Source organism: Verrucomicrobiota bacterium, from assembly GCA_027622555.1.
GTDB lineage: Bacteria > Verrucomicrobiota > Verrucomicrobiia > Opitutales > UBA2995 > UBA2995.
Window position 1 is genome coordinate 44,842 of sequence record JAQBYJ010000016.1, and the last position, 25,078, is coordinate 69,919.

The window sequence follows — 25,078 nt, forward strand, 5'->3', positions numbered from 1 at the left end:
TTTGCAAGTGGAGATAACGATTAGAGTGAGCTTTGTATGTAATTTTATTTTTAAGAGGAGTTAGGAGTCCTCATTTTCTCTGATCTCGATTACTCCTTTGAAATAGAACGCCATCTATGATAGCAGATTGGTTCACATGAAAAAGAGGAGCAGCATAAATATTATTGGGATAATCCCGGTATTTTGCATTTGTCTCCTGAGTTGTGGTCGCGATTCCTCAAGCGTCTATTATCCTCCATCCGACGGTGAAGGTGGTTGGAGGAAGCTTGAGGACCCTCAATCGATCCTGGAAACGACTGGTGTAGAGCTTGAGGGTTTGGACTACGCTTTGGAAATTGCAAAAGCCAGCACCAGGAATGGCGGCCTATTGGTGGTTCGGAAAGGTTGGTTGATTTATGAAGCTTATTTCGGACTCGGGCACCGGGAGTCGTTAACCAATCTTGCTTCAGTTGGAAAACCCTTCACGAGCATGGCCGCTGGAATACTCATGAACGAGCAACCCGGTCGATTCCCGGATGGTCTAAATCAGAGAATTTATAATCCCGATTACCTGCCCGCCGTTGCATTTCCGCTTGGCGATCCGGCAAAAAGTCAGATCAATCTCGGCCAACTTCTTTCTTTCACCGCAGGTATTCGTGGAAACAATCCAAGCTATGTTTATGGGGATGAAATAATAGTAGATCCGCCAGGATTAGATGGCTGGCCGGGTATGGTGGATGAATACGTGGTTGGTAAAAAAGATTATCTTAACAGGGGCAGCGTCACTACTGCATCTTCTCTTTGGATTGAGCCGGGTAGTGGCTATTCTTATGCTACCGCATCGATTCACCTAGTTTCCATGATGGTGCGGCATCTGACAGGAATTGAAATGGAAAACTACCTACGGTTGAAGTTGGCAGATCCCATGGGCTTTATGGAATTTACGTTTGGATATCGGAATATCGATGAAGTCGTTCATACAACGGGTGGAGGGGGTGTAGTCGTACGCCCTACCGATATGCTAAGATTCGGATACCTGCTACTGAATCGTGGAAATTGGGAGGGTAGATCCATCGTCCCTGCTGACTATGTGGACCACTGTCGCCAAATTTCTCCCTACAATCCGCACTATCCCTACAGTCTACAATTTGATGTGAATACCGGTGGTCAAAATCCGAATGTTCCGCGGGATGCTTTTTGGAAAACCGGGTCCGGTGGTCATGCATTGTTTGTCGTGCCTTCGCTTAACCTGGTAGTTTGGAAACTGGGCGGCCGAGACTCTCAGTACGATTCCAAAAACACAGGTTTGGAACTACACCCGGATGCGCCCAAATCCGCGCCCGACCGGGAAAACTGGAAAGCCAATATTGAAATTAACGATGCCTACACACTGATTTTAAACACGGTTGTAAGCGCTGTTTCGAAAACTCAATGACCCGCCGTTTTGTTGAGTTTCAGTATTCGATTAAAGATGGAATCCAGAGATTCAAACTCGGCTAGAAAATTGACAATAGACTCATGGCCCTGTTGGTTGCCGTACAGATCCCTCAAAGCCGTCTGTCCTAAAATGAGCTGCCCATTTGATCATTTGTTGTTTGATAGTGTATCATATCAGCACTTCAAATCTCCTCCATTGCCATTTGCTAACAAAGCATCTGACCAATTTGAAAATTGAGACGAGTTTATGTTTCCCCAAAATAAGTCATAGCGAGAATGGCCATGAATTGTTAACTACTTGGAGCACGAAGGGACACCTCTGAACTAGAATACACCTGGATATTTTTCCTCTTAAGGGTCTGGATATTGTTTAAATATTCCATCTTTTTTAGCTCTTCTCCGACCACGTTTTAGTTAACTCGTCGAAAATCCTAGTTTGAGTTAATCTATTTCTGGTTTGATATTTCGCAGATTTTCAAACTTGCACGATTGTAACTCCTTGTTTTTATTGGGTTTAAGACCATGAAGCCATTGCTCCAAACCCCTCAACCTCAACCATGTTATAATTAACTGAGTTAATTAGAAAAACACTGTTCGCTAAAGAAATGCGTTACGAAGACATCATCGTAAAAGTCGTTGCAAATCATCTTGTGGCTAAGGGTTGGGACATCATTTCCACTTGCGAAGGAACTGCTCATGGTGATGACATTGCCGCAGTTCTTGGATCAAATGAATTACGAATTGAGGCGAAGGGCGAAGGTTCATCCAAAGAGCATACATCTCGCTACGGTTTGGCTTTCACGAGGAACCAAGTAAAGGATCATGTTGCCAATGCTTTTTTTCGTGCTGCAATGATGAAGCAGAAATATCAGTGTGCAGTAGGAATAGCCTTACCCGATAACAGTGACCATATCGAAATGATTGAAAGAATTAGAGATGCATTGAATAAACTCGAGATTGAGATCTATTGGGTATCTGAATCTCTGACAGTCCGAACTGATAGATGCGAACAAACCGGATTACTAAATTCCGGGAAGGCTCCGCCTCCCCTCCATTAGTATCCTAGGCGTTAGCTTAAGAAAATGCCCGATACCGAACTAGAAAGACTTCATTTTGATTACTTCGTGGAAGCAACCGGATACGTGCTCGATGACCCCATTCAGCGAGATAAGCCCGACGTTGTTGTAACTTATCAGGGAATGAAGACAGGAATAGAACTTACAGAAGGATGTCCTGAAGAACAAAAAAGAGCTACCGTGATTGCGAAGAAAGCAGGATTGGAAAGTTTTTGCTCTAGTGATCTGCGAGATCGCCCTAAGGAATCGAGAATAGCCAACAACGAACTTCTTGATAAGATCTCCGAGCCATCAGCAGCAAAATCTGAGATTTCAGATGTCAGGTGGGCCAATCGAGTCGCTCAACGAATCAAGGGAAAGGCAGACAAACTAAAAACCGGTGAAATCGAATCGTTCGAAAAAAATTGGCTCGTTGTCGTTGATACCTCCCCCAATATAGCTTCAGAAAGAACTGAGTTCCTTAGAGCTGTGCTTATGTCAGCTCTCGGTGCAGATCATCTAGAAAACCCTGTATTCGATCTTACTTACATTGTCGGTTGCGGGAACATATTCATTATCGATGAACGAAATACTCTCGGCATATCTCGAAGATCAAAGAATTAAAGTAGCTAACCAGGCAGTCGAGGGAGTAATCGGAGAGGGTCACTAGTCAATTGTCAAGTATGACGCAGGCTAGTCTCCCAGTTGTTTGATTTTGAATTTCTCCAGCTCGGCCGGTGTGTGTTCTTTCAAAAGTATAGTTTCGATTTGAGCGACGACGTCCGGATGCGCTGCTGCCACATTACGTTGCTCGGCGGGATCCGTTTCGAGATCATAGAGTTCCACCTTGAGATTACCATTGAAGATGTTTTTGCGCATGGCTTTCCACTTGCCCATGCGTACTGCCTGCTGGCCTGTGTAGGATGGAAACTCCCAATATAGAAATTCATGAGTTACTTGTGCAGCTGTTCCCAGAAGCGTAGGCAGAAAACTGATACCATCCGTATCCTCTGGAGGTGTTACGCCTGAGACTTCGCAAAGAGTGGGTAGTACATCCCAGAATGCGGAGATGTGTCCGGAGGTTTGACCAGGTGCTATTTTGCCTGGCCAGTTGGCGATCATCGGCACTCGGATGCCTCCCTCGTTAACAAATCCTTTTGCGTAACCGTATACGCCTTTAAACGGCGCAGCGCTGTTAAAATAAACTGAATCGCTACCTCCGTTGTAGGTGGGGCCGTTGTCACTCGAAAAAACAATCAGGGTGTTTTCGTATTGTCCGGTCTCCTTTAAGGTTTCAATTAGCCTACCCACTGATTCGTCCAGGTAAGAAACCATCGCTGCGTAGGTCGCTCGTGGGGTTCGGTTTGGGAAATAACTATTTTCCCCCAGGTAAGGTTCTTCTGGTCCAAATTTTTTGGTATAATAATCGACCCAGCGTTGTGGTGCTTGTAAAGGGACATGAGAAAGTGGCGAAGCAAAGTAGAGAAAGAAGGGGATGTCTTTGTTGGTGGAAATAAAGTCGCGAGCTTCTTTGAGCATGAGCTCAGGTGCGTACTCAGCTAGTTGATACTTCGCATAACTGGATGGAGCATTTGGATTTGCTCCTTCGTCCAGTAGTGTTTGTGGCTTTACCAATTCATTTGCCAACATGTGTTTCTCTTCATTTCTCCACAGGTGAACCGGATAGTAAGTATGTGCCTGTCTCTGGCAGTTGTAGCCATAAAAGAAATCGAACCCTTGCTTGTTGGGTATCCCTTCGGTCAACGGTGCTCCCAGGCCCCACTTGCCGACGAGGGCTGTTTTGTAACCGGCTGTTTGTAGCAAGCTTCCAATGGTTGTGGTGCCAGGAGGAATTGGTCGTTGGCCTTCGAGATTCGGATCTTTTACTGCCGCCGCAAAATCCCAGGTGTCTCCCCGTTCAGTCCATTCGTCATTGCCTCGAATATAGGCGTGTCCGCTATGTTTACCCGTTAATAAAACACAACGCGAGGGCGCACAGACCGGGGAGCCGGCGTAGTGGTTGGTGAAGCGGATGCCGCCAGCTGCCAAGGCGTCGAGGTTCGGTGTTTCAATCAACGTTTGACCGTATGAACCGAGCTCATTGTAGCCCAGGTCATCGGCAAGAATGTAAATGATGTTGGGTGGCCTAGCGGGAGCAGCTTTTTCGGTTGAGTCTTTTGGACCACAGGCGATGAAGCCCAGAAGGATAGCAAGTGATCCGAGCAAAGGGGCGAGGTATGTTTTCATGATTGGGGAGATGCTTAAATTTTCAGGAAGATCTTTTTCTTGTAAAGCCAGTGGCACAAATACCATAGAATAAACCAGCTGATCAAGGCTGTTGAAAGTTCTACCCACGTTGGATTGAAGCCGATGCGACCCAGGATGCCGTTGGTGTAAATCTCTACGTTGGGGCCTAGCCATTTCCCTGCCAACAACTGAGTAGTCATGTAGATGAAAATCGAATTCGTTCCAACGACGTTGATGATATACAGCCAATTGGGTTTCCAGGCACGCATATCGATTGCGTAATAAAAAAGTGCCAAAATCAAAAGGCACCAACCGCCGCTGGCGTAGATAAAGGAGCCTGTGCAAATGCGTTTAATGATTGGGATACGCAAGGTCTCGCTACCAAAGCCCCAGTTTAGCAGATAACCTAAAATCAGTCCGCCCAGGCCTGCGTATACCAGGATCTTCAATTTGTGTTGAGTAGGCTTGCTGCTAATTAGCATTTGCCCAATCAAGGCTCCCCAAATCGTATGGGCGGCTGTAGGAACAAAGTTAATCGCTACCCAATGGCCTCCTGCAATTGGGTTTCGTAGCACCGTGTCCATCCAGGTGCCAAAGTTTTCACCGGGAGTATAAGGATGATTGAATCCCTCGAGTGGAAAGACCCGGTAGCTTATATCTGTGATGAGTATCAGCCCGATAGATATGCCAAGCTGAGTTTTCCAGGGTAGTCGGAAGACCCAGAAAGTAATCAATATGGTGAATGCCAATTGCGCGAGCACGTTGCGCAAAATCCAAACCATCTCTCCCGCGTAGACACAGTGCAGGCCGGTTCCAAAAATAAGTAGAAGTAGACAACGTATATAAATATGTTTCCCGATGATCCCCCAGGAATCACCCCGGTTTTGACGTTTGTTGATGGAGTAAAACATGGCCACCCCTACGATAAACATGAAGGCAGGTTGCACCAGATCCCAAGCACGCAACCCATGCCAGGGATGGTGAGTAAACTGAATGAGGAAAGGGCTCAAGAAACTGTCTTCGCCAGTTACCTTGGTGAGAGCTCTGTAGATGCCTGCTCCTTCAGCTACCAAGAGGAACATGACCAGACCACGAAACAGATCCAGGGACAGAAGTCTCTCTGGTTGTTGAGTGGAAGAGTCAGGTGAACTCATTTCAGTTGTTCGATGGAAGTTACGAAACAATTCCCAGGGGCAGTGTTTTCCTCCACTGACCGCGGGTGAAGTCTGGAAACTTTTGCGAGGAACCATCTTCGGCTATCGAGGCTTCGCTCAACGGACTGACGGCACTCCAGAAACAACCTTCGTAGAGGTTTTGGTCGAGTGGCTCGCCATTGCGCAAACAATCGATGATGCGGTAGCGCATGAGAAAGTCCATGCCCCCGTGTCCGCCCATTCTTTCCGCGAGTGAGCCCATACGTTTGTAAAGAGGGTGATCATGTTCCTCCATGAAGGCTTCAAGCTTTTCTCCCTCGGCCCAATGGTGATGATCTTTGGTCGCTCCAGGCACTCCGCCTTCGAGTGCAATACGGGTAGGGTAGCCAGTCAAAGTTCCCTTGGTGCCCTGAATGAGGTTTAATCGTGTGTAGGGGCGGGGACTCGTTTCATCCCACTGTACCATAATCGTACGACCCAGCTTAGTTTTAATGATGGAGGTATTCATATCTCCGCATTCGTAACTGAGCTGGTTCCATTGATGATCGGCCGGGTAGTTCTTTTCAGCATATAATGCGCGGCCTTTCGCAGGAGATGAAAACGAAACCAGGCGATCGAAGTTATCCTCACCACGAGCAAGGTTCATGTACTGGGCGACGGGGCCTAGACCATGCGTGGGATACAAATTTCCGTTTCCCATGGCATAATAAAAGGTTCTCCAGGAACCGGTTGCCCGTTTGACTTCTTCCATTTGAAAACGCAGCTCATGAATGTAAGAGGCTTCACCGTGGAGTAGCTCGCCAATTATGCCTTTGCGACAGAGATTGAGATATAACAGTTCTTCACGACCGTAATTTACGTTCTCCATCATCATGCAGTGCTTGCCTGTTGCCTCGGAGGTATCGACGAGTTTCCAGAGTTCCTCGTTCGTAAGACCTAACGGCACTTCAACAAATGCGTGCGCTCCACGCTTCATCGTTTCAATAGCCATGGGTGCATGATCTTTCCACGGTGTCGCTATGAAGACCGCGTCAGGTTTAACTTCCTGAAGCATCTTCTTCCACAAGTTTTTCTCACCGTGAAACAGTTGAATGTTTTTGTGCCGTTTACCCTTTCCGGCCTCTTCACAATTTTTATTGGAGCGCAGTGCGTAGTCTTCGAAAAGATCGCAGATGGCCACGACTTCGGATCCTTCGATCGCAGCGAGTTGTTTGGCATGCTCAACACCACGAGCTCCGACACCAATAAACGCTATGCGGACGGTCTCGATTTTAGGTGCGGCAAAGTCACCCATGTAACGGGCTCCCGACGGTCGGGCTGGAGCACTGGCCAGACGACTACTTGAGGCAGCCAATAATCCTGTGGTTAACCCGGTTACTTTTTTGAAGAAACCACGACGAGACTCGTTAATGAAGTTCATGATAATTTTTTAAACGTTAATTCGTATTAGGGCAATGATTGTGATAGTTCTATTTTTTTCCGGGTGGCTCGGCCCATTCGGTCGGTGAAGGCACATTGCTGTTGCTGACAGGCAAGGTGGCTAACCAAGCTTCATGAAGCTTCCCGAGCTCAGCCAGGATTTCGGGGTGTTGATCAAGGTAGTTGATTGATTCTGAGGGATCCGCACGAAGATTGCGCAGAAAGGTGCCCAACTCGAGCTCGACCATTTCCGTTTCGGAAGAACCGGGACCATCCACTTGATGCAATTTCCAGTCGCCCTTTCGAACCGACCACTCATCCGCAGTTTTCCAATGTAGCACGTCGTGCTCAAGCTTTGGATCAGTACCGGTTAAGAGTGGCATCAAATTCAATCCGTCGGCAAAAGCGGGTATCGCTTGCCCGGTAAGATTGCAGAAAGTTGGAAGAAGATCGAGGGCACTGACGACATTATCCGAAACCGCATTTTGTGGAAGAGTGCCGGGCCAGCTCACAATCATTGGCACGCGCGTTCCACCTTCGTAGAGCGTGAATTTACTTCCACGAAGGGGACTGTTGTCGGCATAAATAGGAGTGGAGCCTCCGTTGTCACCGATATAAATTACCAAGGTGTTTTCACTTAACCCCAGATCTTCGACCTGTTTCAATATCCGTCCGACCTCCTGGTCCAGGTAATGAAGCTGGCCTAAATAATGCGCACGCCCATCGGGATTATTTGGCCGCCTTGATCGGCGATACCAATGGATGTAAGGTTCTTTTTTTGGATCCCAGTCTCCGTAGTCCTTCAGTCCGTGCTCATCGAGGTACTCCTGAGGGAGTTGATGCGTGAAATTGTGAACCGCATTGAAAGAGAGGTACAAGAAAAACGGATTCTCCTTTTGGCGGGTTATGAAATCTCTGGCTTTTTCACCAAATATTTCAGTGCTCATGCCTTCCATATCCACTTCGTCCAGGCCGTCACGAAACGGTCCCATCCCCCAGGAATTGCTCGGCTCAGGATTCGTTGCTCTCAGTGCATCGAATTCGTCGATCATTTTCTGACTGTGTTTCAGATAATGGATACGCGCATTTTCAGATCCGAAAAATTCATCGAAACCATGTTCCAATGGAAAGTTTCGGGTTCCAGGTCCATTGGGGGAGCCGTAATGGACTTTGCCAACATAGCCGTTGGTATAACCTGCTTTTTTTAGAAGCTCGGCCAAAGTCTGGTTGTCCCAATTGGTAATTCCGGGGCCACCATACCATTGCATGCCGAATCGTTGCTGATAGGCACCTGTGATTATCCCGCAGCGTGAGGTGTTGCAAATAGGGGAGCTGGCATAGGCCTGGGTGAAACGTGTTCCTTGCGATGCCAGACGATCAATATTTGGTGTAGAAACATCGTCGAGAGTTCCAGCGATCGACATGTCCGCATAGCCTTGGTCATCCGAAACGATGAGGATGATGTTGGGTTTTTCGTAGTTTGATGTTTCATTCGACCTACAACCTGAAATAAATGCCAGTGTTGTCGCTACAGCTAAAATTGTAGGAGCAAACTTGTTCGCGACTTTTAAGTCGACACAGGCAAAGGGGGCGCGAACAAGTATGCTCCTACAGAAACGTCTCCAGTTCATGATTGTGATTGTTTCGAAATTAACCGCAGTCCAAGTACTGATGCGATGACAAGTAAGCCAAAACCCATCAGGTAGTTTCCATAAATCACTTTCCCTATACCAAACAGAAATCCGTAAACGGAAAAGACGCCGATGAATACATTGAGTATTTGAGGTGCCAAGGATTCACTTTTTGAAAGGTTGTCTAGTTGGTTTCGAACCGGTTTCCAACCGTTTCCACCGGGACGAGCTTTTTTATAAAAGCTCTTTAGGGTTTCCATATCCGAAGCAGGAGTCATCAGGGTAACCGTTAACCAAACAACGGTAGTCAGGCCGATGCTTATAATGAGCTCCATCCACCAAGGCATGCCGTGTTCAATCGTTCTGAAAGCAACGGCAAAGACAAATGAAGCCACCATGGCGCTCAGTTCACTGAAAGCGTTGATACGCCACCAGAACCAGCGAAGTATAAATATGAGTCCTGTTCCGGCTCCGACCTGGAGTAAAATCTGAAAGGTATCAAGCGCATCTTGTAATTGGAGAGCCAACAACCCTGCCAGAATCATCATCGCTACTGTGGAAATACGGCCGACGGTAACCAGTTGTTTTTCTGTGGCATCTGGTTTGAGGAAGCGCTTGTAGAAATCGTTCGCAACGTAGGAAGACCCCCAGTTGAGGTGGGTTGAGATTGTCGACATGTAGGCGGCAATCAATGATGCTAGAACCAGCCCGAGCCAGCCGTGTGGAAGAAAGGTTAGCATCGCCGGATAAGCAAGATCGTGGCCTAGTTTATCATCGGGGACATCTTCATTTGAAAAGGTCTGGCGTAGTGATGTAAGACCTGACTTTTGAATATTAAGATCTCTTAAAACTTGTTTCTCGATATCACTGACTAGTTCTGGAGTGTCTTTCAACTTTTCTGTAAGAATGACCATTTCCGGGGTCTCCAGGGTATTGGCTGCTTGTTCTCTGACATCCTTTGTATCCATTGGAAACACAATGAGTGAAGCCAGTGCTACAAGTATCCATGGCCACGGACGTAGGCCGTAGTGGGCAAAATTGAAAAAAAGCACCGCTCCGGTGGCGTGTTTTTCATCTTTTGCTGCTAACATGCGTTGAGCGACGTAACCGCCACCACCAGGTTCGGCCCCAGGATACCAAACGCTCCACCATTGTACTACGAGAGGGATGATTAACAGCGTCATCCATAGGTTGAGGCTCTCGTCGGTCCATGCGCCGGTTGAATCTTTTTCAATGGTCGGGAAAAAGCTAAGTTTATCCGCTACATTGGGATGTTCCAGCATTTCGCTGAGCGATCCGATTTCCACATGACTAATAGCGAAATACGCTGCTGCAATTGAACCTACCATCGCAACTATGAAAAGGAGGAAATCTGTGAAAACAACTCCACGGAATCCTCCTGCGGAGGAAAATATAACTGTGGCAAGCCCAGCCCACATGATGGATTGTAACGGACTCAGGCCCAGCATGACCCCGCCAATCTTTATGGCTGCCAATGACACCGCAGCCATAATCATTATGTTAAAGAAAACCCCTAAGTAAACGGCTCGAAATCCTCTTAAAAATGCAGCGCTCTTTCCACTATATCGTAATTCATAGAACTCAATATCCGTGAGCACTTCAGATCGTCGCCATAGTTTGGCGTATAGGAAAACGGTAAGCATTCCAGTTATTAGGAATGCCCACCACATCCAGTTTCCAGATACGCCATCGATTCGGACTACATTGGTTACGAAGTTCGGCGTGTCGGTGGAGAATGTTGTCGCTACCATAGAGAAGCCAAGTAGCCACCAGGGCATTTGCCGACCTCCCAGGAAGAACTGACCGCTGTCCTTTCCTGCCGCTTTTGCTACAATTAATCCTACAGCTATAACGGCGAGGAAGTATCCTATGATGAAAATCCAATCGATGAGTTCAAGTTGCATAATTGAGAAATATTTTCAGTCGTGGTTTTCGGCACTACGGGGACGCAGTTGCCCTACCATAACAGCTAATGGGTAGGGCCATCGCGTCCTCGCGATGCCGTGGAGTTCGTTCAGTAAAAGAAAATCATAAAAAAAGTCACAGAGCGAATATTTTGTCCATGGCTCTTGAGGTGTTTTCGATGAGTGTTTCAGGTGCGTATTTATAAAACGGTACTGGTGGTATCATTTCGGCGGCGACCCAGCCGTCGTAACCAATTTCGGATAGGGCCTGCATAACTGCGGGCCAATTGACGTCACCTGACAGGAGGTCACAAAACCCATCCACGGAACCAACCGCACGGCGGTAGTCTTTAAAATGAACACGCTTGATCCGTTCGCCAAGAATAGGAATCCAATGTTCGGGATAACCAGTGGCCAGAACATTTCCTGCATCGAAATAACTCCCGACGTGGGGAGTATCAAATTGGTCTATAAACACCTTCATCTCCATCGGGCTTAAGAGGAACTTGTTCCAGACGTTTTCAATCCCGATATTTACACCCAATTCTTCCGCTAACGGTACCGCTTGCTCGATGAAGGCGGTCGCGCGTTCCCAGACTTTGTCGTAAGATAGCTCCTCGCAACCGGGAATAAAATCGGCGCCTACGGATCCAGGGACGACGAGAATGGTATCAATATGCAGGTGAGAAGCTGTGCGTATCTGTTTGTCTAATACTTTCCGCGCATTGGCCCGGGTTTCTTCATTTTCGCTGGCCGGATTTAATCCCCAATACATGCCGGTGGCCAAACCGCTCAACGTGATACCCACTTCATTGGCGAGATCAGCTATCTGGTCGAGCTCGGTTTCCGTGGTATCCAGGTTGATCGGTCCGTCTCCACTTACGTCGATTTCAAAACCTTCGAAACCGGCGTCCTTGGCAATTTGCAGTTTCTGTTTGAGGTCCCAATCTCCGTAGAAGGACCAGATGCTTATAGATTTTTTCATAAAAGAAAGAATTGGTGATTCAAAATGTAGGAGCAAACTTGTTCGCGACACGAATATAAACAGGCGTACCGGTCGCGAACAAGTTTGCTCCTACATTTCATATTTATTATCACAGGCAGATTGAATTTCATTTAGCGTAAGGGCAAGCGAAGCATGGGCATCTTCCAGCGTAGCTATCGTAGGCGCGATGCCAGCCTTTAGGCAATTGGTGAAATAGAGGAGCTCGTTATAATAACCGCCGAGATCAGATACATTGCCCTCGCCTGAGGTCGATTCTCCAGAGTCCGGTTTGGCGACTTCCAAAGGTTGCGGTTCGTTTTCGCCTTCACAGATCATGAGACCTTTTCCGTTACTCGAATCGAAGTCCAACACCGCATTTTCATACAGAGCTTGAAACGACATTTGAAAACCCCACTTGGCTGGGTAATTCCAACCACCTTCGGTTGAAACGGTAAGGCCATCGTAATCGAGGAGATTAAAGATATGAACCGGACCACTGTAATCCTCCGTAACCCGACTGGTGAAAGTCAGCGGTTGCCCGAGAAGCGCTAATACAAAATCGGTATCGTGAATATGGAGGTCGAGCGCTGCTCCTCCTGCCTGATTGGCATCGTTGAGCCAGTTGTCGACTCCGTAACCGGGGCGACCGGCGCGACGCATCAAGTGAAGGTTGAGCAATCTTCCTCCTCTGCCGGATTTGTGAAAATCCATCAAAGTCTGATACTCGGGCCAAAAGCGGATACAGTGCCCGACTTGAGCGATGGTTCCATGAGTCTTTGCTGCGGCAAGAATGTCGCCTGCTTCTTCCATGGTTAAAGCCAAAGGCTTTTCACAAAACAGAGCCTTGCCGGCCTCAATGGCGGTTATGGCGAATGGTCGATGTAACTTCGTTGGTAAGCAGATGTCTACGAAGTCGCAGTCGGTGTTGGCTAATGCTTCTTCCAAATTGGAGAAAACGGGAGCTGGTGTTCCGAAGGATTGTAGTTTCGCGGCGCTGGATTCGGTATTGGCATCGACTGCCGCAACCAGTTCAACGCCCTCGAGTTGAGCATAAATTTGCGCGTGCATGCCGCCCATGAATCCGCAGCCGACAAGAATGCCCTTTAAGGGAGTAGTAGTTTTTTCGCTCATGAAAATTGTTGCACCCGGCTCTTCACGTCCTGGGTCAATTGGTTTAGGTGTTCGAGTATAAAATCAGAAATGGTTAATGAAGTGTCGTGGATGAGTGGAGTCAGGTCGATTCCCCAAGTAATGAGTTCTGCCTGATCGGGACTATGAGAATCGAAGAAGGTCGCATTGGCGCGACACCGACCTTGCACCGCCAGATCGTAGCGTTTTCCGCCAGTGATTTGAGAATCGAAGGTAAGGGTGAGTTTTTCGAAGAGCTCCGGATTTGCACCGTAATCCATTGGTACTTTTTCCGAATCGGATAACCAGTCGAGGCCCCGCCAGACCTCGCAACCGATGATACGTTTTGGAATGTGGTGGTTCGCAGTTTGTCGCAGTGCTTCAATGGAAGCGGACATCACAGCGACATGCGTGTCATGCTTATCGGCTGGCTGGTGAAGGTAGACTGTTTGCGGGCGCATTTTTAGCAGGATGTTTGCGATATCTTCAGTAACCGCCTTGCGTTCAGGTCCTTTAATTTGACTGCTCCGATAGTCTAATTGAAACTGTGCCGCATACTGACCGATGTCGGCTGCTTTGCGTTGTTCTTCTCGCCGGATTTCGCGAATCTCATCGTTGTTATAACTTGAATACGGGCCTACGCGAGAGCTTCCCCGTCCATCGGTTATGGTTACACCGGTAAACCAATTCCCGTCATTTCCAAAACACGCCGATATACCCTCGTAAGCCATGAACTCCAGATCGTCCTGATGGGCTCCGATTGCAAGGTGAGTGGTGGATTGGAGGGCCTGCTCAATCGAGAAATCTTTGTTTAACCAGATATCCGTTTCTGTATTGTGGAATGGAAGCATTTGAAAAGTGTCGTCAGGTTGAGCTATTCAGACTCGAGAATCTCGTTCAGGTTAATGCGTTTGAACGCTTCTATAGCTTCATATTCGGCCATGCCAACCGCATCGTAATCGGCCGCGGTGTTGCGGTTAAGCTCATCGGTTTGTTGCCAGATTTCCTTGTGCGCGGAATCCCGTAAAGGGAATTGCCGCCGTTGAGAACGGTATTGAAAACTGGCTTCTACCTTGAGGTTAAGCTCATCCGGACTAAGAGGCACGGCCATATCGATTTCGAAAAGTGGCCATTCTTGACCAATGCCCCGGTAACTCCAAAGATAGGTGTCTTTGATCCATGGGTCCTTAGCGACTTCTTTAAGTGCTTGTTTGAGGAGGTAATAGCTGATTCCTGAAACGGAACCGGGATCGGCGTGCCCTCCGGTGAAATATATCTGGTGAGGTTCCACTTCCCTTAAGAGAGCCACGAGTTTGTCCTTGTCTTCACCGGTGGCGTGAAATGCGCGGTAACGGCCGTTTTCGTAAAATGGAAGATCCAGGAATTGTAGGTTTTCTTTGGAGATTTTTAAATTGTGAGAAGCGTCACCTGCTTCGTTCCGGCGAACAAGCGACTTCACCTGGCGAATGGATTTTGAATCCCCAGCATTACTTGCGGAGTCCTGAAGCTCAGTAAGTAATACAGAAGCAACCTGACCCAAACTAAAATCCTCAGCCTTTTTCAGATTTAGTTGGGTTTCCATTTCACTCATGAGGGAAAGAATCTGCCGGGCCATACTGTCGGGTACGGCCAGGTTGCCTGAGGTTAGATAAGCTAGGTTAACTTCGCTGCCCTGATTCTTCAGACGATGAATGGTCCCGCCCATACAAAGAACATCTTCATCGGGTTCTGGAGCGAGTACCAGGACACGCTTGGGGAACGGGCTTGCTCGTTCGGGTCTATTACTGTCGTCCGCTTTCGGTTTTCCTCCTGGCCAACCCGTGATGGTGTGCTGGGTTTGATTAAAGACACTTATGTTCAGATCGTAGGCAGGGCCGACTTCGGTCAGCAATTCGCCGAGGCCGAATTCGTTGTAGTCGGAATCTTGAAGTTTGAGTATAGGTTTCTGCGTCTTTTTCGATAGCCAAAGTACGGCTTTGCGAATGGTGCGTTTATCCCAATCAACCGGGCCAACGAGCCAGGGAATACGAAATCGGGTTAACAATTCTGAGGCAGGGTCGTCTATAAAAAATCGTACGTCGGGGTGACCTTGCAGCAAACCGGCGGGCAGGTTTTCATTGGGTGCTTCCTCCACTGCTTGTTGAACGACTCCCGCCTTCGCTTGGCCCCAAGCCATGAGGACTATTCGTTTGGCTTTGAGGATGGTCCCTACGCCCATGGTAATTGCGTACCGAGGCACATTGGCTTCGCCTAAAAAGTCTCGGGCGGCATCACGCCGGGTGAGGGCATCGAGGCTAACGAGCCGTGTTTTGGAATCGCGGGTTGACCCGGGTTCGTTAAAGCCAATATGCCCTGTGCGGCCAATTCCCAGGATCTGGTAATCCAGGCCACCGACTTTATCGATCTCCCCATCATACGCAGCACATGAAGCATACACCTTGGAGCGTTCAATCGTCCCGGAAGGGAGGTGTACTTGATTTTTTGGGATATCTACCTGGCTGAATAGGCGTTGCCACATGAATTGGTGGTAGCTTTCCGGGTGGTCGGTATTGAGCCCGTAATATTCGTCCAAATTGAACGTGATGACGTTGCGAAAACTCAGATTCTCCTCGCGATGCAGTCTGACCAATTCCTGGTAAACGGGGAGGGGGGTTGAACCGGTTGCCAGTCCTAAGACGGCTTGTTTTCCCTCTTTTGATCTTTGTTTGATCAGGTCGGCAATTTCACTGGCGACCATTCTGGCAGCGGCGGATGAATTCTGGAAAACTCGGGTTGAAATACGTTCAAATTGCTCTGCTTCAGTACTCATTGTGATCTCGAATTTCAATTATATCACTTTGATTCTGGTAAAAACTAAGCAATTACTGCATTGAACTTAGCGTTTCCGATTCGTTTAATGCTGATTTATGCGTTTTTCTCTTATCCAGGATACTCTAAGTCTTAATTCTCCCGATGACTACTTTACCGGTCGTTCGGCCGAGGATATTTGTATCCCGCGCAACCTGATCGTGTTCTCTCGTAAAACGAACAAGGACTTGCAGCGAAAATCGTTCGATGGGTACCCTCACCATCGTTATGTGTTAGTGTTCAACCTCATGACGGAAGGCACAATGAATGTGGATGGGATTCATTGGCGGCTTAAGCCTGAAAACGCTTTGATGGTTTTCCCTTACCAGTTTCATCACTTTATTGATTTGGCTGATCGCAACCTGGTTTGGTTGTTTATTACATTTGAGCTGGAGTTGCCGACGGCCATGCAGGGCTTTCGGCATAGAATCCTCCAAATGGATCAACGCTGCCATGAATTGTTGGCGCGCATCATCAATCATTATAGAGAGCTGTCCGGTGAACGTTCTAACCGTCGGCTTACCTTGGACTGTGCGATGTTAATTAATCATTTGCGGGAGCAGGTCAGGGATGACCCAACTGTCGCAATGCTCTCGGGAAATGTGAAAGGATCCTCGAATGCTCTAATCCGGGGAATTCAGAACTGCCTCACATCCAATGCAGGATCCCTGCAAAGCGTGTCGGACATCGCATCGGAACTGAACATGTCGGAAAGTAATCTTCGGGCGGTTTTCAGACAACAGTTTAACATTAGCCTTGGGGCTTACATCAAAAATTTCCGAGCTCACCTGGCTATCCAATTGATGCAAAATCCCCGAATGAGTTTTACCGATATTGCGTTCGAGTTGGGATTTACGACCCTGTCATCATTTTCTCGTTTCTTCGCTAATACGATCGGCGTGTCTCCCCGTCAGTATCGCAATAACGTTGCCAAGGGTACTGGGAATTAGAGCGGTTTCAAAAATTGAAAATGAGCGTTTCCTACTTCACTTCTTATAAGTAAAGCCAAGTTTGTCCAAGCCGCTCTGAACTTCCTCGCACGACATAAACAAATCCCAAAATAAACCTGATCTGAAATTTTCGATCATTACGATCATAGGCCCTTGGTCGATTGCCAGGTATCTTGGGGCAACCCAACCGTCGTCGGGGCGAAAGGCATCGTAGAGTCCGGCGGGTCCATTCAAGAGCTCACCGTAATTTTCAACAAAACCACGCATCGCCTTCAACGACTCTTCCGGAGTGTAGGGTATCGAGCTGATGGCTGCAGTTGGAGAAATAACTCCAATATCTTTGTCAGGCCGATGGGATGCGTATCCGATGGTTCCATTTTTGGGTGAATAGCTGGAAGTTAGTCCCCAGCAATCTTCCCCATAACCTCCGTATCCGTTCGGGTTTTCAACACAATGGCGGTAGTGAGTTAAAGCATGGTTCCTGTTCAGATCCCAATAATTTCCGTATGCATCTTCCAGGTTTCGTGGGTCCAGGCCGAGGTAAGAATAATGAGCCCAAAAGAGCGGCCCAACCGGTGAGTCATCGGTATCGTAATGATCAAGCACCCGGTCCAATCCATAGTATGTGTCCTCGGCCTCCACGGCGCCGTCTCTCGCCCAGCAATGATGATAGACTTCAGCTTGGGTGCCATGGGTCGGAGAGGAAGCTGCCAACACGTGAGTTATGAGAGTTTCATTATACCCTCTGAGCGCAAAATCCATTTCGAATCCATAGTTGGGAGACCAGTGCCAATATAAGTTTTCTGATTTTTGGGTATACCAGTCCCATTCCATCTCTTGCCAAAGGGCATTAATTTGTTCAGCCAATCTTCGTTCCTTAGGTACCTTTTGGTCGCAGTATTGACGTACGCACAATAGCCCCTGAATTAAGAAAGAACTTTCCACCAGATCTCCTCCGTCGTCCTTTTTGCTAAATGGTTTGGTTTTTCCGGTTTCTCCATTCAACCAGTGTGGCCATACGCCATGAAACTGGTCGGCCTTTTCAAGAAAGTCCACGATCCGGGTCAATCTGGCGATGCCTTCTGCCCGGCCAATATAACCTCTTTCAATTCCCACAAGTATAGCCATCACTCCGAATCCTGTGCCACCGGTAGTCACGATGTTGGAGTCGCTTAGAGGGTAATCGCCATCAGGATGATATCTCTCGCGTGCCAACCCTGAACTGGGTTCGGCATAGTCCCAGAAATACTTGAAGGATTGGGATTGAACAAAGTCGAGTAACTCCTCATCGGACATCGCGGTTTTAGCGAATCCGGTTTCGTTGATGGGTTTTTGACAGCCATACAAGAAGGCAGTCGCCGCAACTATTAGTGGGAGAATATGCATGAGCTTAGGCCGAGCGGTTTATGAAATCCACTATCTCTGGTTTCGGTAATGCGATCCAGAACAATTTTGCGGAAAGCAGTTTGTCCGTTCTGGCAGAAGGGCAGATCTCATTTGAGCAAAAAGCATCTCACTAAAGGTGTTTCACCACGGAAGTATCGGAGCCGCTTTTCAAAAAAATGCCCGGTATGGGAATGGATTAACCCTACGCCAGCCGTCTTATGGATAGTGTTGCTTGAACTCTTTTCTTTACTTCAAGCGAAGCAATTTCCGAACGATTGACTTTTAGGATGATTCTGGCGCATAACAAGTATTCGTTCGTAAAATCCCTTTGCCACTAAAAGAAGAACCGTCAAATCTACCAATCTATGTTGCCAGTTTTTGCTCCTCTCCCTGAAATCCTTACCTCTGCGTCCTGCCCCGGGCAAAGTCCATGGACTGCGCCGCTAAAAAGAAAATTTCTATCAGTAATCGTAGGGGTTGACGTAGAATCAGGAATCTCGTCCTTTCGCGCGTAGCGAGCATATTACCGCTTCCCCCTATTGCGATAATCTACGAATGAATACGGAACGATTGGCACTCAAATCAAGGCGAGGAGTTTCGCCGGGCTGGTGGCTAGTGCCACTCGCGGCGGTTCTGATTCTGGGACTGGTATTTCTATCTGGATGCAAGGATGACGGTCGCGCGATAAACGGGAATCCAGACACCCAACAATCCTTCAGCTCCCCCAACGCCGATGCTCACTTCAAAATCACCCTTCCGATCGAGCTCTCCCGCCTGGCCAATGAATGGGAAGCCCAACAGGCGCTGATTCTCAGCATTTCCTATTCTAAGGCATTGGAGGATCTCGAGAACATCCGGAACTTAGCTAGCATATTGGACGTTGCCCACAACTATTTGGACATTTACGTCTTTGGCGATCAAGAGGAGTACAAGCAATACGCCCAATTCCTGTCCTTGATCAGCCAGCATCCCAGGATCGAGTTGATCTTGGAAAAGACCCGCTTCATCGATTCTCGGAAACTGCTTCGCTGGACCCGGGATTTTGGCCCGATTTTCGGGTTTGGAAGCGACGGTCAATTGGTGGTTATCGATCCGGTCTACCGTGACATGATGAAGCCGCTCGAGGAAAGGGCGTTGAATCCGGATGAGCCCCTCGATCCTCTCCGCGACTTATTCAATCTGCATGGGGACGCCATGCCTTCGGAGGTCGCGGCCCTGCTTCAAACCGAATTCAATATTCCGGTCGATATCGCCCGGCCCCCGGTTTCGATGGATGGTGGCGATTTCATCAGCGACGGCCAGGGTAACGTGTTTATTTCCCGCCAAACGCTGGTTCGCAATGGTGGCAACCGGTCAGAACTCGAATCCATTTTCCGGCGCTACTTTGGAACGCAGCAGCTTCACATCCTGGAAGCCCTTCCGGGCCGGACCGTGCCCCACCTCGATATGATCGTTAAGTTCCTGGACCATGAGACAGTCGTTCTCCCCGATTTCAGGGCACCAGCAGAAAAGGAAATCAATGCTTACCACTCAGATCTGAACCGAAAGGCGCGTTGGGCTATCGAACAAAACGAGATCTACCTGCGTGAGCACTTCCCCAACCACAAAATTCTGAAAGCCCCCATGCCGCCCATCCTCTTTAAAAACCGGGAGGAAATCGTGTCCGAAGCAAAACAGAAGTTCATAAAGGTCTACGCTCTGGAAAAAGCACTGGTTGAAGCCGATATGATCAACCTTATCAGCGAAACCCAATTGAAAGAGCTCGAGCGACAGGTCTTGACGGCAGTAAAGCAGGAAATGCCCTCGGCCGACTTCGGCTCCACAAAGGCTTTCGATGCGGTTTTGCGGTTTTACGGTCAATTGCCACTCGATGCCTTTATCGACCACTACTCGGAACCGGCCACCCGTTATCGATCCTACATCAATAGCGTCTTTCTGCATACCAAGGATGGGAGACAGGCTTTTCTAATTCCCAGGTTCACATCATCAGACTCCGAGGAAAACGCCCTGCTGAACAAATGGGAAGCCGAAGTAGAAGCGGTCTACCGAAGCGCCTGGCCAGATGCGAAAATCCATTGGATCAATTGTGATTCCATGGTAACCGACCTTGGCTTCCTTCACTGCACCACTGTGACCGTGCCGTTGCTGGAGCGAAATTGATTCCCGTGAGTCTAATCAAATCCGTGATATCCTTGCTACTTTCCGGTAGAATCTTGTTTTTAAAGCAACGTGTTCATGTCTCAACCCATCACGGTGACCTCGCGATTAACCAGTATTAAAATACGTTCGAAGAAAAATGCTTAAACTACGAAAAGCGCAGAATTACGCAAAAACTGAAAGCATTTCTTTTTCACAGAATCATGGGTAAAGAATCATTTATTCAGTCAAAGAATCAGACCCGAAATCCGAAACTGCATTCACCCCGGGAACGCCAAGCCCCAGCTTGGCATCTTTGAAGTTGATTGGTAATAAACGAACCAACCTTTCAGGATATCGGACCGCTCAGGCTACGCTGAAAGCTTCGACCCGACACAGTCGGCGATCGGTCCCTACCTCATGATTCGTGTCACTTGGTGTCCATTCGTGGTTAAGAGATCATTACAAAATCTGTGCTTATCTGAGCAATCTGTGGTCGAATTAAACGTTGGTTGCGGCTTGGCTGCTCTAAGTAATCTGTGGTCGAAAATAATGGAGATTTACTTCCGTAGTTCACCCAGGTGGAAATTGACAAAGGTGTCGCGTCACCGCTCTTCTTTTATGGCAGGATTGCCAGGACGCCTTTTAATATTCAACAAATAAAACGGCGCAAAGGCGCCAAGTAAGTCTGATGGCGCGACGATAAACCGGACTTCATCTTAATCTTGCTACCGCTGAAGGCGGCATCCTGCCCCGAGGGACCGCTGATGGTTGTTCCGTATCATTTTCATCACTTCATCCACTTGGCGGAATCCAATCGGCTCTGGCTTTTCATTCCCTTTGAGGTGGGACTCTCTCCTTTGTCATCCTTCTCCCGCTTCTTCACGAACACGATTGGTGTGTCTCCAAGGCAATACCCTAACAATGTGGCTCGCGGGATTCAGGATATATGATCCGTTGTTTAGGGCGAAAGGCATGTATCCCTTCAGGGTAATCGTCTTTCAAACTTTCTTTTCCATTTCGTACATAAAAAAACCCGCCTCTTTCGAGACGGGTCTTTAAAAATCTTTTCAGTTAAAAAATTAGAAACTGAAAGTGTTGCTCAGGAAGTATTGCTCTTCAACCGGAACACGGATGACGGCAACGGATCCATCAGGATTGATATTGACTGGAATATCATCGGAACCATCACTACGGTAGAGATTCCGTGCATTGAGCTGGATAGTCCAGTCGATCTTATCGGTGAGCTTTTTGCGGTAGCGCACAAAGAGGTCTCCATCAAGGGAGTCAGGACCAAAGAAAGGGTTCAAGGTATCCGGCAGAACGGTTTCGCCGTCGTCAGCCAACACATTTGGATAGCCAACGGCCACTTCATCCTGGTAACGGGCAGTGATCCCTGCTTGTAAGCCTTTAAGCATACCTTCGTTGAAGTCGTAGCGCAGGGTTGCGTTTACACGGTATTTCCGTTGTTCCGGATTCTGCGTTCCGTCGAGACCCTTCGCAAGTAGTATGGGTCGCAGCACTTGGTTCGTAAAGCGTTGACCGATCTGGTCGGACTCCACCTGGAAGGGAGAGCCACGAAGATCCCACAGAGCCCATCCGCCAGGTGAGGTGGGGACGGCACGTTGTAGACGTTCAGCTTGTTTGAATGCGATTTCAACAGCCACCGGACCGGTGTTGGAGGTTACGGTAGTCTGCTCGGCGAAGTTCAGGGAAAGGCTGATATTGTCGGTCAGGCGACCCACGATATCAATTTCCGTTCCCGTTGCTACAAAGTCCCGGGTAGAGTTCAGTCCGCGGATGGGATCACTAACCTCAAACGCTTGACCATTTTCATCGCGAAGAATGCGGTGATTATAAATCGACTGCAGTTCCGGAAGCACGGCGTCAATGATGGCCGCGTAGTATTGATCAAACGAAGTGAATCCCATGAGGTCAGCACCGGTTCCGCTCTTGCGTTGACGGTTGTCTGGAACCGTGTCTGGAGTCAAAGCCGCATCTGATCCTGGATCCGGAGGAACGCCAAATCCGTTGAATCCTTGAGGATACAGCGTCGTAGCCGTGTCATTGTCGGCCGAAGTGATCCGGTCGAGGTAGAAGCCGATCCGTCCTGAGATATTTCCCAGTCCACCACCGAGGTTGGTGCGGTTGTTGGCACTGGAAGTTTCAAACTTGTTGAAACGAATGGCCAGGCGGCGCTCAAACAGCTCCAGGGTGAAACCATATTCCTCAGTGATACCAAAAGGGCTGGCCAGTGGCTGGTTGAGGATGTTGTTGGAGATACCAGCGGGTACAAAACTTTCCGCTTCATAATAGTGACCGTAGAGGTCCGCGCCGAAAGGCAGTTCAAACCACATTTCCGGGAGCTTGCCGACCACACTCCAGGTGGTGGTGTCGTCTTTATCCTGGGTCGCTGGCTCTGGTTCGAGCTCAAGCAGTGCCATGTTGAAATTGCCATCTTCTTCGTTCGTGCCAGGGCGGTCGATTCTTAGAGGAACGACGCCTGGTGCATCCGGATCGCCGTAATTGACATTTTCCTGGATTCGCTGCCAAACGGTTTGCTCATCCGTCCTTTCAGCATACATACCGACGAGGTGCCCATCAAAGAAACGACTGTTCAGACTGTAGGCAAAGGACTCAAGGTTGGACATCTGGGTGTTGCCACCAGAGATATTCTCGATAATTCGCCAAGTCTCAACTTTGTCCTTCTTTTCGCCATTATCGAAATACCAAATACCATATTCATCACCGATTTTGGGAAACTCCTGTCTTGATATATCCAGGTATCCGTCGATGCGCACATCGTCCGCACTGGCAAAACCCCGGGTGTCAGGACCCAGGTATATCTGACTGCGAACCACCCGGCGAAAGTTATCGCTCAGACCGTTGGAAATGTCCGGGCTACCGGGCCATTTGCTGTTATCGGCCCACCAGGAACCACGATGGCTTCTTTCCCAGAACAAGTTATCACGATCCTCATAAAGGCCGGTCAGGGTGTGGCTGCCCAGAATTTTGCCGAGCTTGCCGTCCATGTAATCGGCAAAGTTCAAGCTAGCATAGAGGGTGGCCCGGAAGGTGTCCTGCTCGTTTGTCCGCGCCGTATCAACCGTTCCCAGGTAAGGGACGACCGGACGCCCAAGCGCTTCATTAAAGTGGCGGTCAGCTATGCCATCGAAGTCGGCGTCACCTGAAGAAAGGTTTTCCGACAAATCGATGAAAATCGTTTTGTCATCTCCACCATCGAACGGGGTACGGGTAAAACGCTCTTCAGTCTGCTCATCGTAAGCAATTTCCAGACCGATCATTCCATTGAAGAAATCTTGCTCCAGGTAGAAATTTTTGATGTCAAAATCGCGGGTTACCTCACTGGTGGTTCCGAGGAAGTTCATATTATGGTAATCAAATACATCACGATTCTGAAGAGAGGATCTGACGAAGCCAGTGCCTCCGTTGGGTGTGTTGGACCAGCGGACGTCTTGGGTGATGTTTCTTATCCGTCCATCAGCAAAGTTCACCCGTGATCTGAATCGTCCCATCACGCCCTGGACACCGGCCAACTGCGGATCGGTCCATCCCTGGGTGGGGTCATTGTGACTAAGGTAGTTAATCGCCGGATAAAGAAAGTAGGGTACCGTTTGCTGGGAGCTGTTGCGGTGGCCCTCGGTCGGGTCATTTCCAAGTGGACTGGAAACCTTGAAGCGATCGACCGTTTTTCTTGGGATAAATTGTCCTTCGAGTTCTGCAAACTCTTGGAGCGTACCTTCAAAACCCGGGGTAATAGGTTCTCCAGCAGCTACTGCGGCTAGCACCTGCGCTTGAGTTAACGCCTGATTGGAGATTTCAGCGAAACCGACTCCAGGGACGGCGAGGATACGGTTCACATCATTCTGGTCGCCCAGACCATTCCACCAGCCGGAGAATCCGTCTGAGGGAGGAATCACGTCGGGTGCGTTCCGGTTGATTTCGCCGGATTCAAAGCTACCGCGGAAGCGGGTTTTGCCGATCCAGCTGACACCTTCGTTTGCGAGAAGTACGGCATCCCAGGCAAAGAAGAAGCGTTCGTCAGTTTCCTGGGCTGGTTTTTGTTGCCACTTTGTAGTATCATTCAACAGGGCGACACGAAAGGCGAGGCGATCTTCAATGACGGTCTTGTTCACATTGAGGCTTTCCCGGTGTCCGCCACGGGCGTCTACACGGATACTGATTTCTCCGTTATCGGTACCGATTTGAGCTTTGGCAGTGGTGTTGTTGATAACACCCCCGGGAGAACCTAAACCGAACAGAATCGAATTTGGACCACGGTTAACGGTAACGCGGGTCGTATTGTAGGAATCAAATGGAATATCTGTTTGGAAATAGTCCCGAGTGGTAATAGCGCTTACCAAACCACGGATACGCTGACCGCGCTGTGGATTTTCACGCGTTTCAGACGTACTGGTACCTCCATTTGAGTTGGCGAAGTTACCGAGAGAACCACCGACTTCCACGTTACCGATGTTGGCGAGCAGAGACTCACCATCAGTAGCACCGGTGTCTTGGAGGTATTCGGAGGTAATGATGGCGATGGAAGATCCGATATCCCGAACGCTGGTTCGAACGCGGGAACCAGCCAGTGTCGTTTGAGCCATATAGCCATCGGTTTCAGATGCTTCAATTGAGAACGGGCTCAACTCGAATACATCATCTTCATCGTCGTCTTCTTGCGCCTGGATGGCGAGTGGCAATGCCACGCTTACTGACTAGTCCTTAGCATAGGCTACACTTGGGGCGTAAAAAAACGACCTGACCAGCGATTTGTT

General features: G+C 48.6%; 16 protein-coding genes. 5 read left to right on the plus strand and 11 right to left on the minus strand.

Going from position 1 to position 25,078, the window contains the following annotated elements; all coding sequences use genetic code 11:
* The first annotated feature begins 136 nt into the window (after window positions 1-136).
* The 3 genes from O3C43_06475 (at window position 137) to O3C43_06485 (ending at window position 3,095) form a co-directional block, all read left to right on the plus strand.
* Entirely contained in the window at window positions 137-1,414 is a 1,278-nt protein-coding gene (locus tag O3C43_06475; protein ID MDA1066132.1) for a serine hydrolase, read from the plus strand.
* A 607-nt stretch (window positions 1,415-2,021) separates the two neighbouring features.
* Window positions 2,022-2,474 carry a hypothetical protein gene (locus O3C43_06480; protein ID MDA1066133.1) on the plus strand — a complete coding sequence of 151 codons (453 nt, stop codon included), beginning with the start codon at window positions 2,022-2,024 and terminating at the stop codon, window positions 2,472-2,474.
* 24 nt (window positions 2,475-2,498) lie between these two features.
* Window positions 2,499-3,095, plus strand: a complete 597-nt coding sequence (locus tag O3C43_06485; protein MDA1066134.1) for a hypothetical protein — start codon at window positions 2,499-2,501, stop codon at window positions 3,093-3,095.
* A gap of 69 nt (window positions 3,096-3,164) precedes the next feature.
* On the opposite strand, the gene O3C43_06490 is transcribed toward O3C43_06485, so the two are convergent.
* The 9 genes from O3C43_06490 to nagB form a co-directional block, all read right to left on the minus strand.
* Window positions 3,165-4,718 (minus strand): arylsulfatase, encoded by a 1,554-nt coding sequence (locus O3C43_06490; GenBank protein MDA1066135.1) that lies wholly within the window; start codon window positions 4,716-4,718, stop codon window positions 3,165-3,167.
* A 14-nt stretch (window positions 4,719-4,732) separates the two neighbouring features.
* Window positions 4,733-5,872 (minus strand): DUF5009 domain-containing protein, encoded by a 1,140-nt coding sequence (locus tag O3C43_06495; protein ID MDA1066136.1) that lies wholly within the window; start codon window positions 5,870-5,872, stop codon window positions 4,733-4,735.
* Window positions 5,873-5,891: 19 nt separating this feature from the next.
* The gene (locus O3C43_06500) at window positions 5,892-7,292 is read right to left on the minus strand and encodes a Gfo/Idh/MocA family oxidoreductase (protein ID MDA1066137.1); all 1,401 of its coding nucleotides are present in this window, start codon (window positions 7,290-7,292) and stop codon (window positions 5,892-5,894) included.
* A gap of 49 nt (window positions 7,293-7,341) precedes the next feature.
* A complete protein-coding gene (locus tag O3C43_06505; protein MDA1066138.1) occupies window positions 7,342-8,922 on the minus strand; it encodes a sulfatase-like hydrolase/transferase in 1,581 nt (526 codons plus the stop codon).
* Window positions 8,919-10,847: a Na+:solute symporter gene (locus O3C43_06510; protein MDA1066139.1), complete on the minus strand. Its 1,929-nt coding sequence runs from the start codon at window positions 10,845-10,847 to the stop codon at window positions 8,919-8,921. Before O3C43_06510 ends, O3C43_06505 begins: the two co-directional genes overlap by 4 nt.
* Window positions 10,848-10,983: 136 nt before the next feature.
* Window positions 10,984-11,832 carry a sugar phosphate isomerase/epimerase gene (locus tag O3C43_06515; GenBank protein MDA1066140.1) on the minus strand — a complete coding sequence of 283 codons (849 nt, stop codon included), beginning with the start codon at window positions 11,830-11,832 and terminating at the stop codon, window positions 10,984-10,986.
* A gap of 90 nt (window positions 11,833-11,922) precedes the next feature.
* The gene (locus tag O3C43_06520; protein MDA1066141.1) at window positions 11,923-12,963 is read right to left on the minus strand and encodes a Gfo/Idh/MocA family oxidoreductase; all 1,041 of its coding nucleotides are present in this window, start codon (window positions 12,961-12,963) and stop codon (window positions 11,923-11,925) included.
* Window positions 12,960-13,811 (minus strand): PIG-L family deacetylase, encoded by an 852-nt coding sequence (locus tag O3C43_06525; protein ID MDA1066142.1) that lies wholly within the window; start codon window positions 13,809-13,811, stop codon window positions 12,960-12,962. Before O3C43_06525 ends, O3C43_06520 begins: the two co-directional genes overlap by 4 nt.
* Before the next feature lie 23 nt (window positions 13,812-13,834).
* Window positions 13,835-15,769, minus strand: coding sequence for a glucosamine-6-phosphate deaminase (gene nagB / locus O3C43_06530; protein ID MDA1066143.1), 1,935 nt, complete (start codon window positions 15,767-15,769; stop codon window positions 13,835-13,837).
* 97 nt (window positions 15,770-15,866) lie between these two features.
* On the opposite strand from nagB, the gene O3C43_06535 reads away from it, so the two are divergent.
* Window positions 15,867-16,757, plus strand: a complete 891-nt coding sequence (locus O3C43_06535) for a helix-turn-helix transcriptional regulator (GenBank protein ID MDA1066144.1) — start codon at window positions 15,867-15,869, stop codon at window positions 16,755-16,757.
* 36 nt (window positions 16,758-16,793) lie between these two features.
* Here O3C43_06535 and O3C43_06540 read toward each other — a convergent pair whose 3' ends face one another.
* Window positions 16,794-18,143, minus strand: coding sequence for a beta-glucosidase (locus tag O3C43_06540; protein ID MDA1066145.1), 1,350 nt, complete (start codon window positions 18,141-18,143; stop codon window positions 16,794-16,796).
* Between the two features lie 555 nt (window positions 18,144-18,698).
* Here O3C43_06540 and O3C43_06545 point away from each other — a divergent pair.
* Entirely contained in the window at window positions 18,699-20,303 is a 1,605-nt protein-coding gene (locus tag O3C43_06545) for an agmatine deiminase family protein (GenBank protein MDA1066146.1), read from the plus strand.
* Between the two features lie 1,058 nt (window positions 20,304-21,361).
* On the opposite strand, the gene O3C43_06550 is transcribed toward O3C43_06545, so the two are convergent.
* Entirely contained in the window at window positions 21,362-25,009 is a 3,648-nt protein-coding gene (locus O3C43_06550; protein MDA1066147.1) for a Plug domain-containing protein, read from the minus strand.
* Window positions 25,010-25,078: the final 69 nt, after the last annotated feature.

Coding starts and splice junctions, on each gene's coding strand:
- O3C43_06505 (MDA1066138.1), bottom strand. CDS start 8,922: ATGAACTGGAGACGTTTCTGTAGGAGCATACTTGTTCGCGCCCCCTTT.
- O3C43_06485 (MDA1066134.1), top strand. CDS start 2,499: ATGCCCGATACCGAACTAGAAAGACTTCATTTTGATTACTTCGTGGAA.
- O3C43_06515 (MDA1066140.1), bottom strand. CDS start 11,832: ATGAAAAAATCTATAAGCATCTGGTCCTTCTACGGAGATTGGGACCTC.
- O3C43_06520 (MDA1066141.1), bottom strand. CDS start 12,963: ATGAGCGAAAAAACTACTACTCCCTTAAAGGGCATTCTTGTCGGCTGC.
- O3C43_06545 (MDA1066146.1), top strand. CDS start 18,699: ATGAATACGGAACGATTGGCACTCAAATCAAGGCGAGGAGTTTCGCCG.
- O3C43_06540 (MDA1066145.1), bottom strand. CDS start 18,143: ATGCATATTCTCCCACTAATAGTTGCGGCGACTGCCTTCTTGTATGGC.
- nagB (MDA1066143.1), bottom strand. CDS start 15,769: ATGAGTACTGAAGCAGAGCAATTTGAACGTATTTCAACCCGAGTTTTC.
- O3C43_06495 (MDA1066136.1), bottom strand. CDS start 5,872: ATGAGTTCACCTGACTCTTCCACTCAACAACCAGAGAGACTTCTGTCC.
- O3C43_06480 (MDA1066133.1), top strand. CDS start 2,022: ATGCGTTACGAAGACATCATCGTAAAAGTCGTTGCAAATCATCTTGTG.
- O3C43_06525 (MDA1066142.1), bottom strand. CDS start 13,811: ATGCTTCCATTCCACAATACAGAAACGGATATCTGGTTAAACAAAGAT.
- O3C43_06490 (MDA1066135.1), bottom strand. CDS start 4,718: ATGAAAACATACCTCGCCCCTTTGCTCGGATCACTTGCTATCCTTCTG.
- O3C43_06500 (MDA1066137.1), bottom strand. CDS start 7,292: ATGAACTTCATTAACGAGTCTCGTCGTGGTTTCTTCAAAAAAGTAACC.
- O3C43_06535 (MDA1066144.1), top strand. CDS start 15,867: ATGCGTTTTTCTCTTATCCAGGATACTCTAAGTCTTAATTCTCCCGAT.
- O3C43_06510 (MDA1066139.1), bottom strand. CDS start 10,847: ATGCAACTTGAACTCATCGATTGGATTTTCATCATAGGATACTTCCTC.
- O3C43_06475 (MDA1066132.1), top strand. CDS start 137: ATGAAAAAGAGGAGCAGCATAAATATTATTGGGATAATCCCGGTATTT.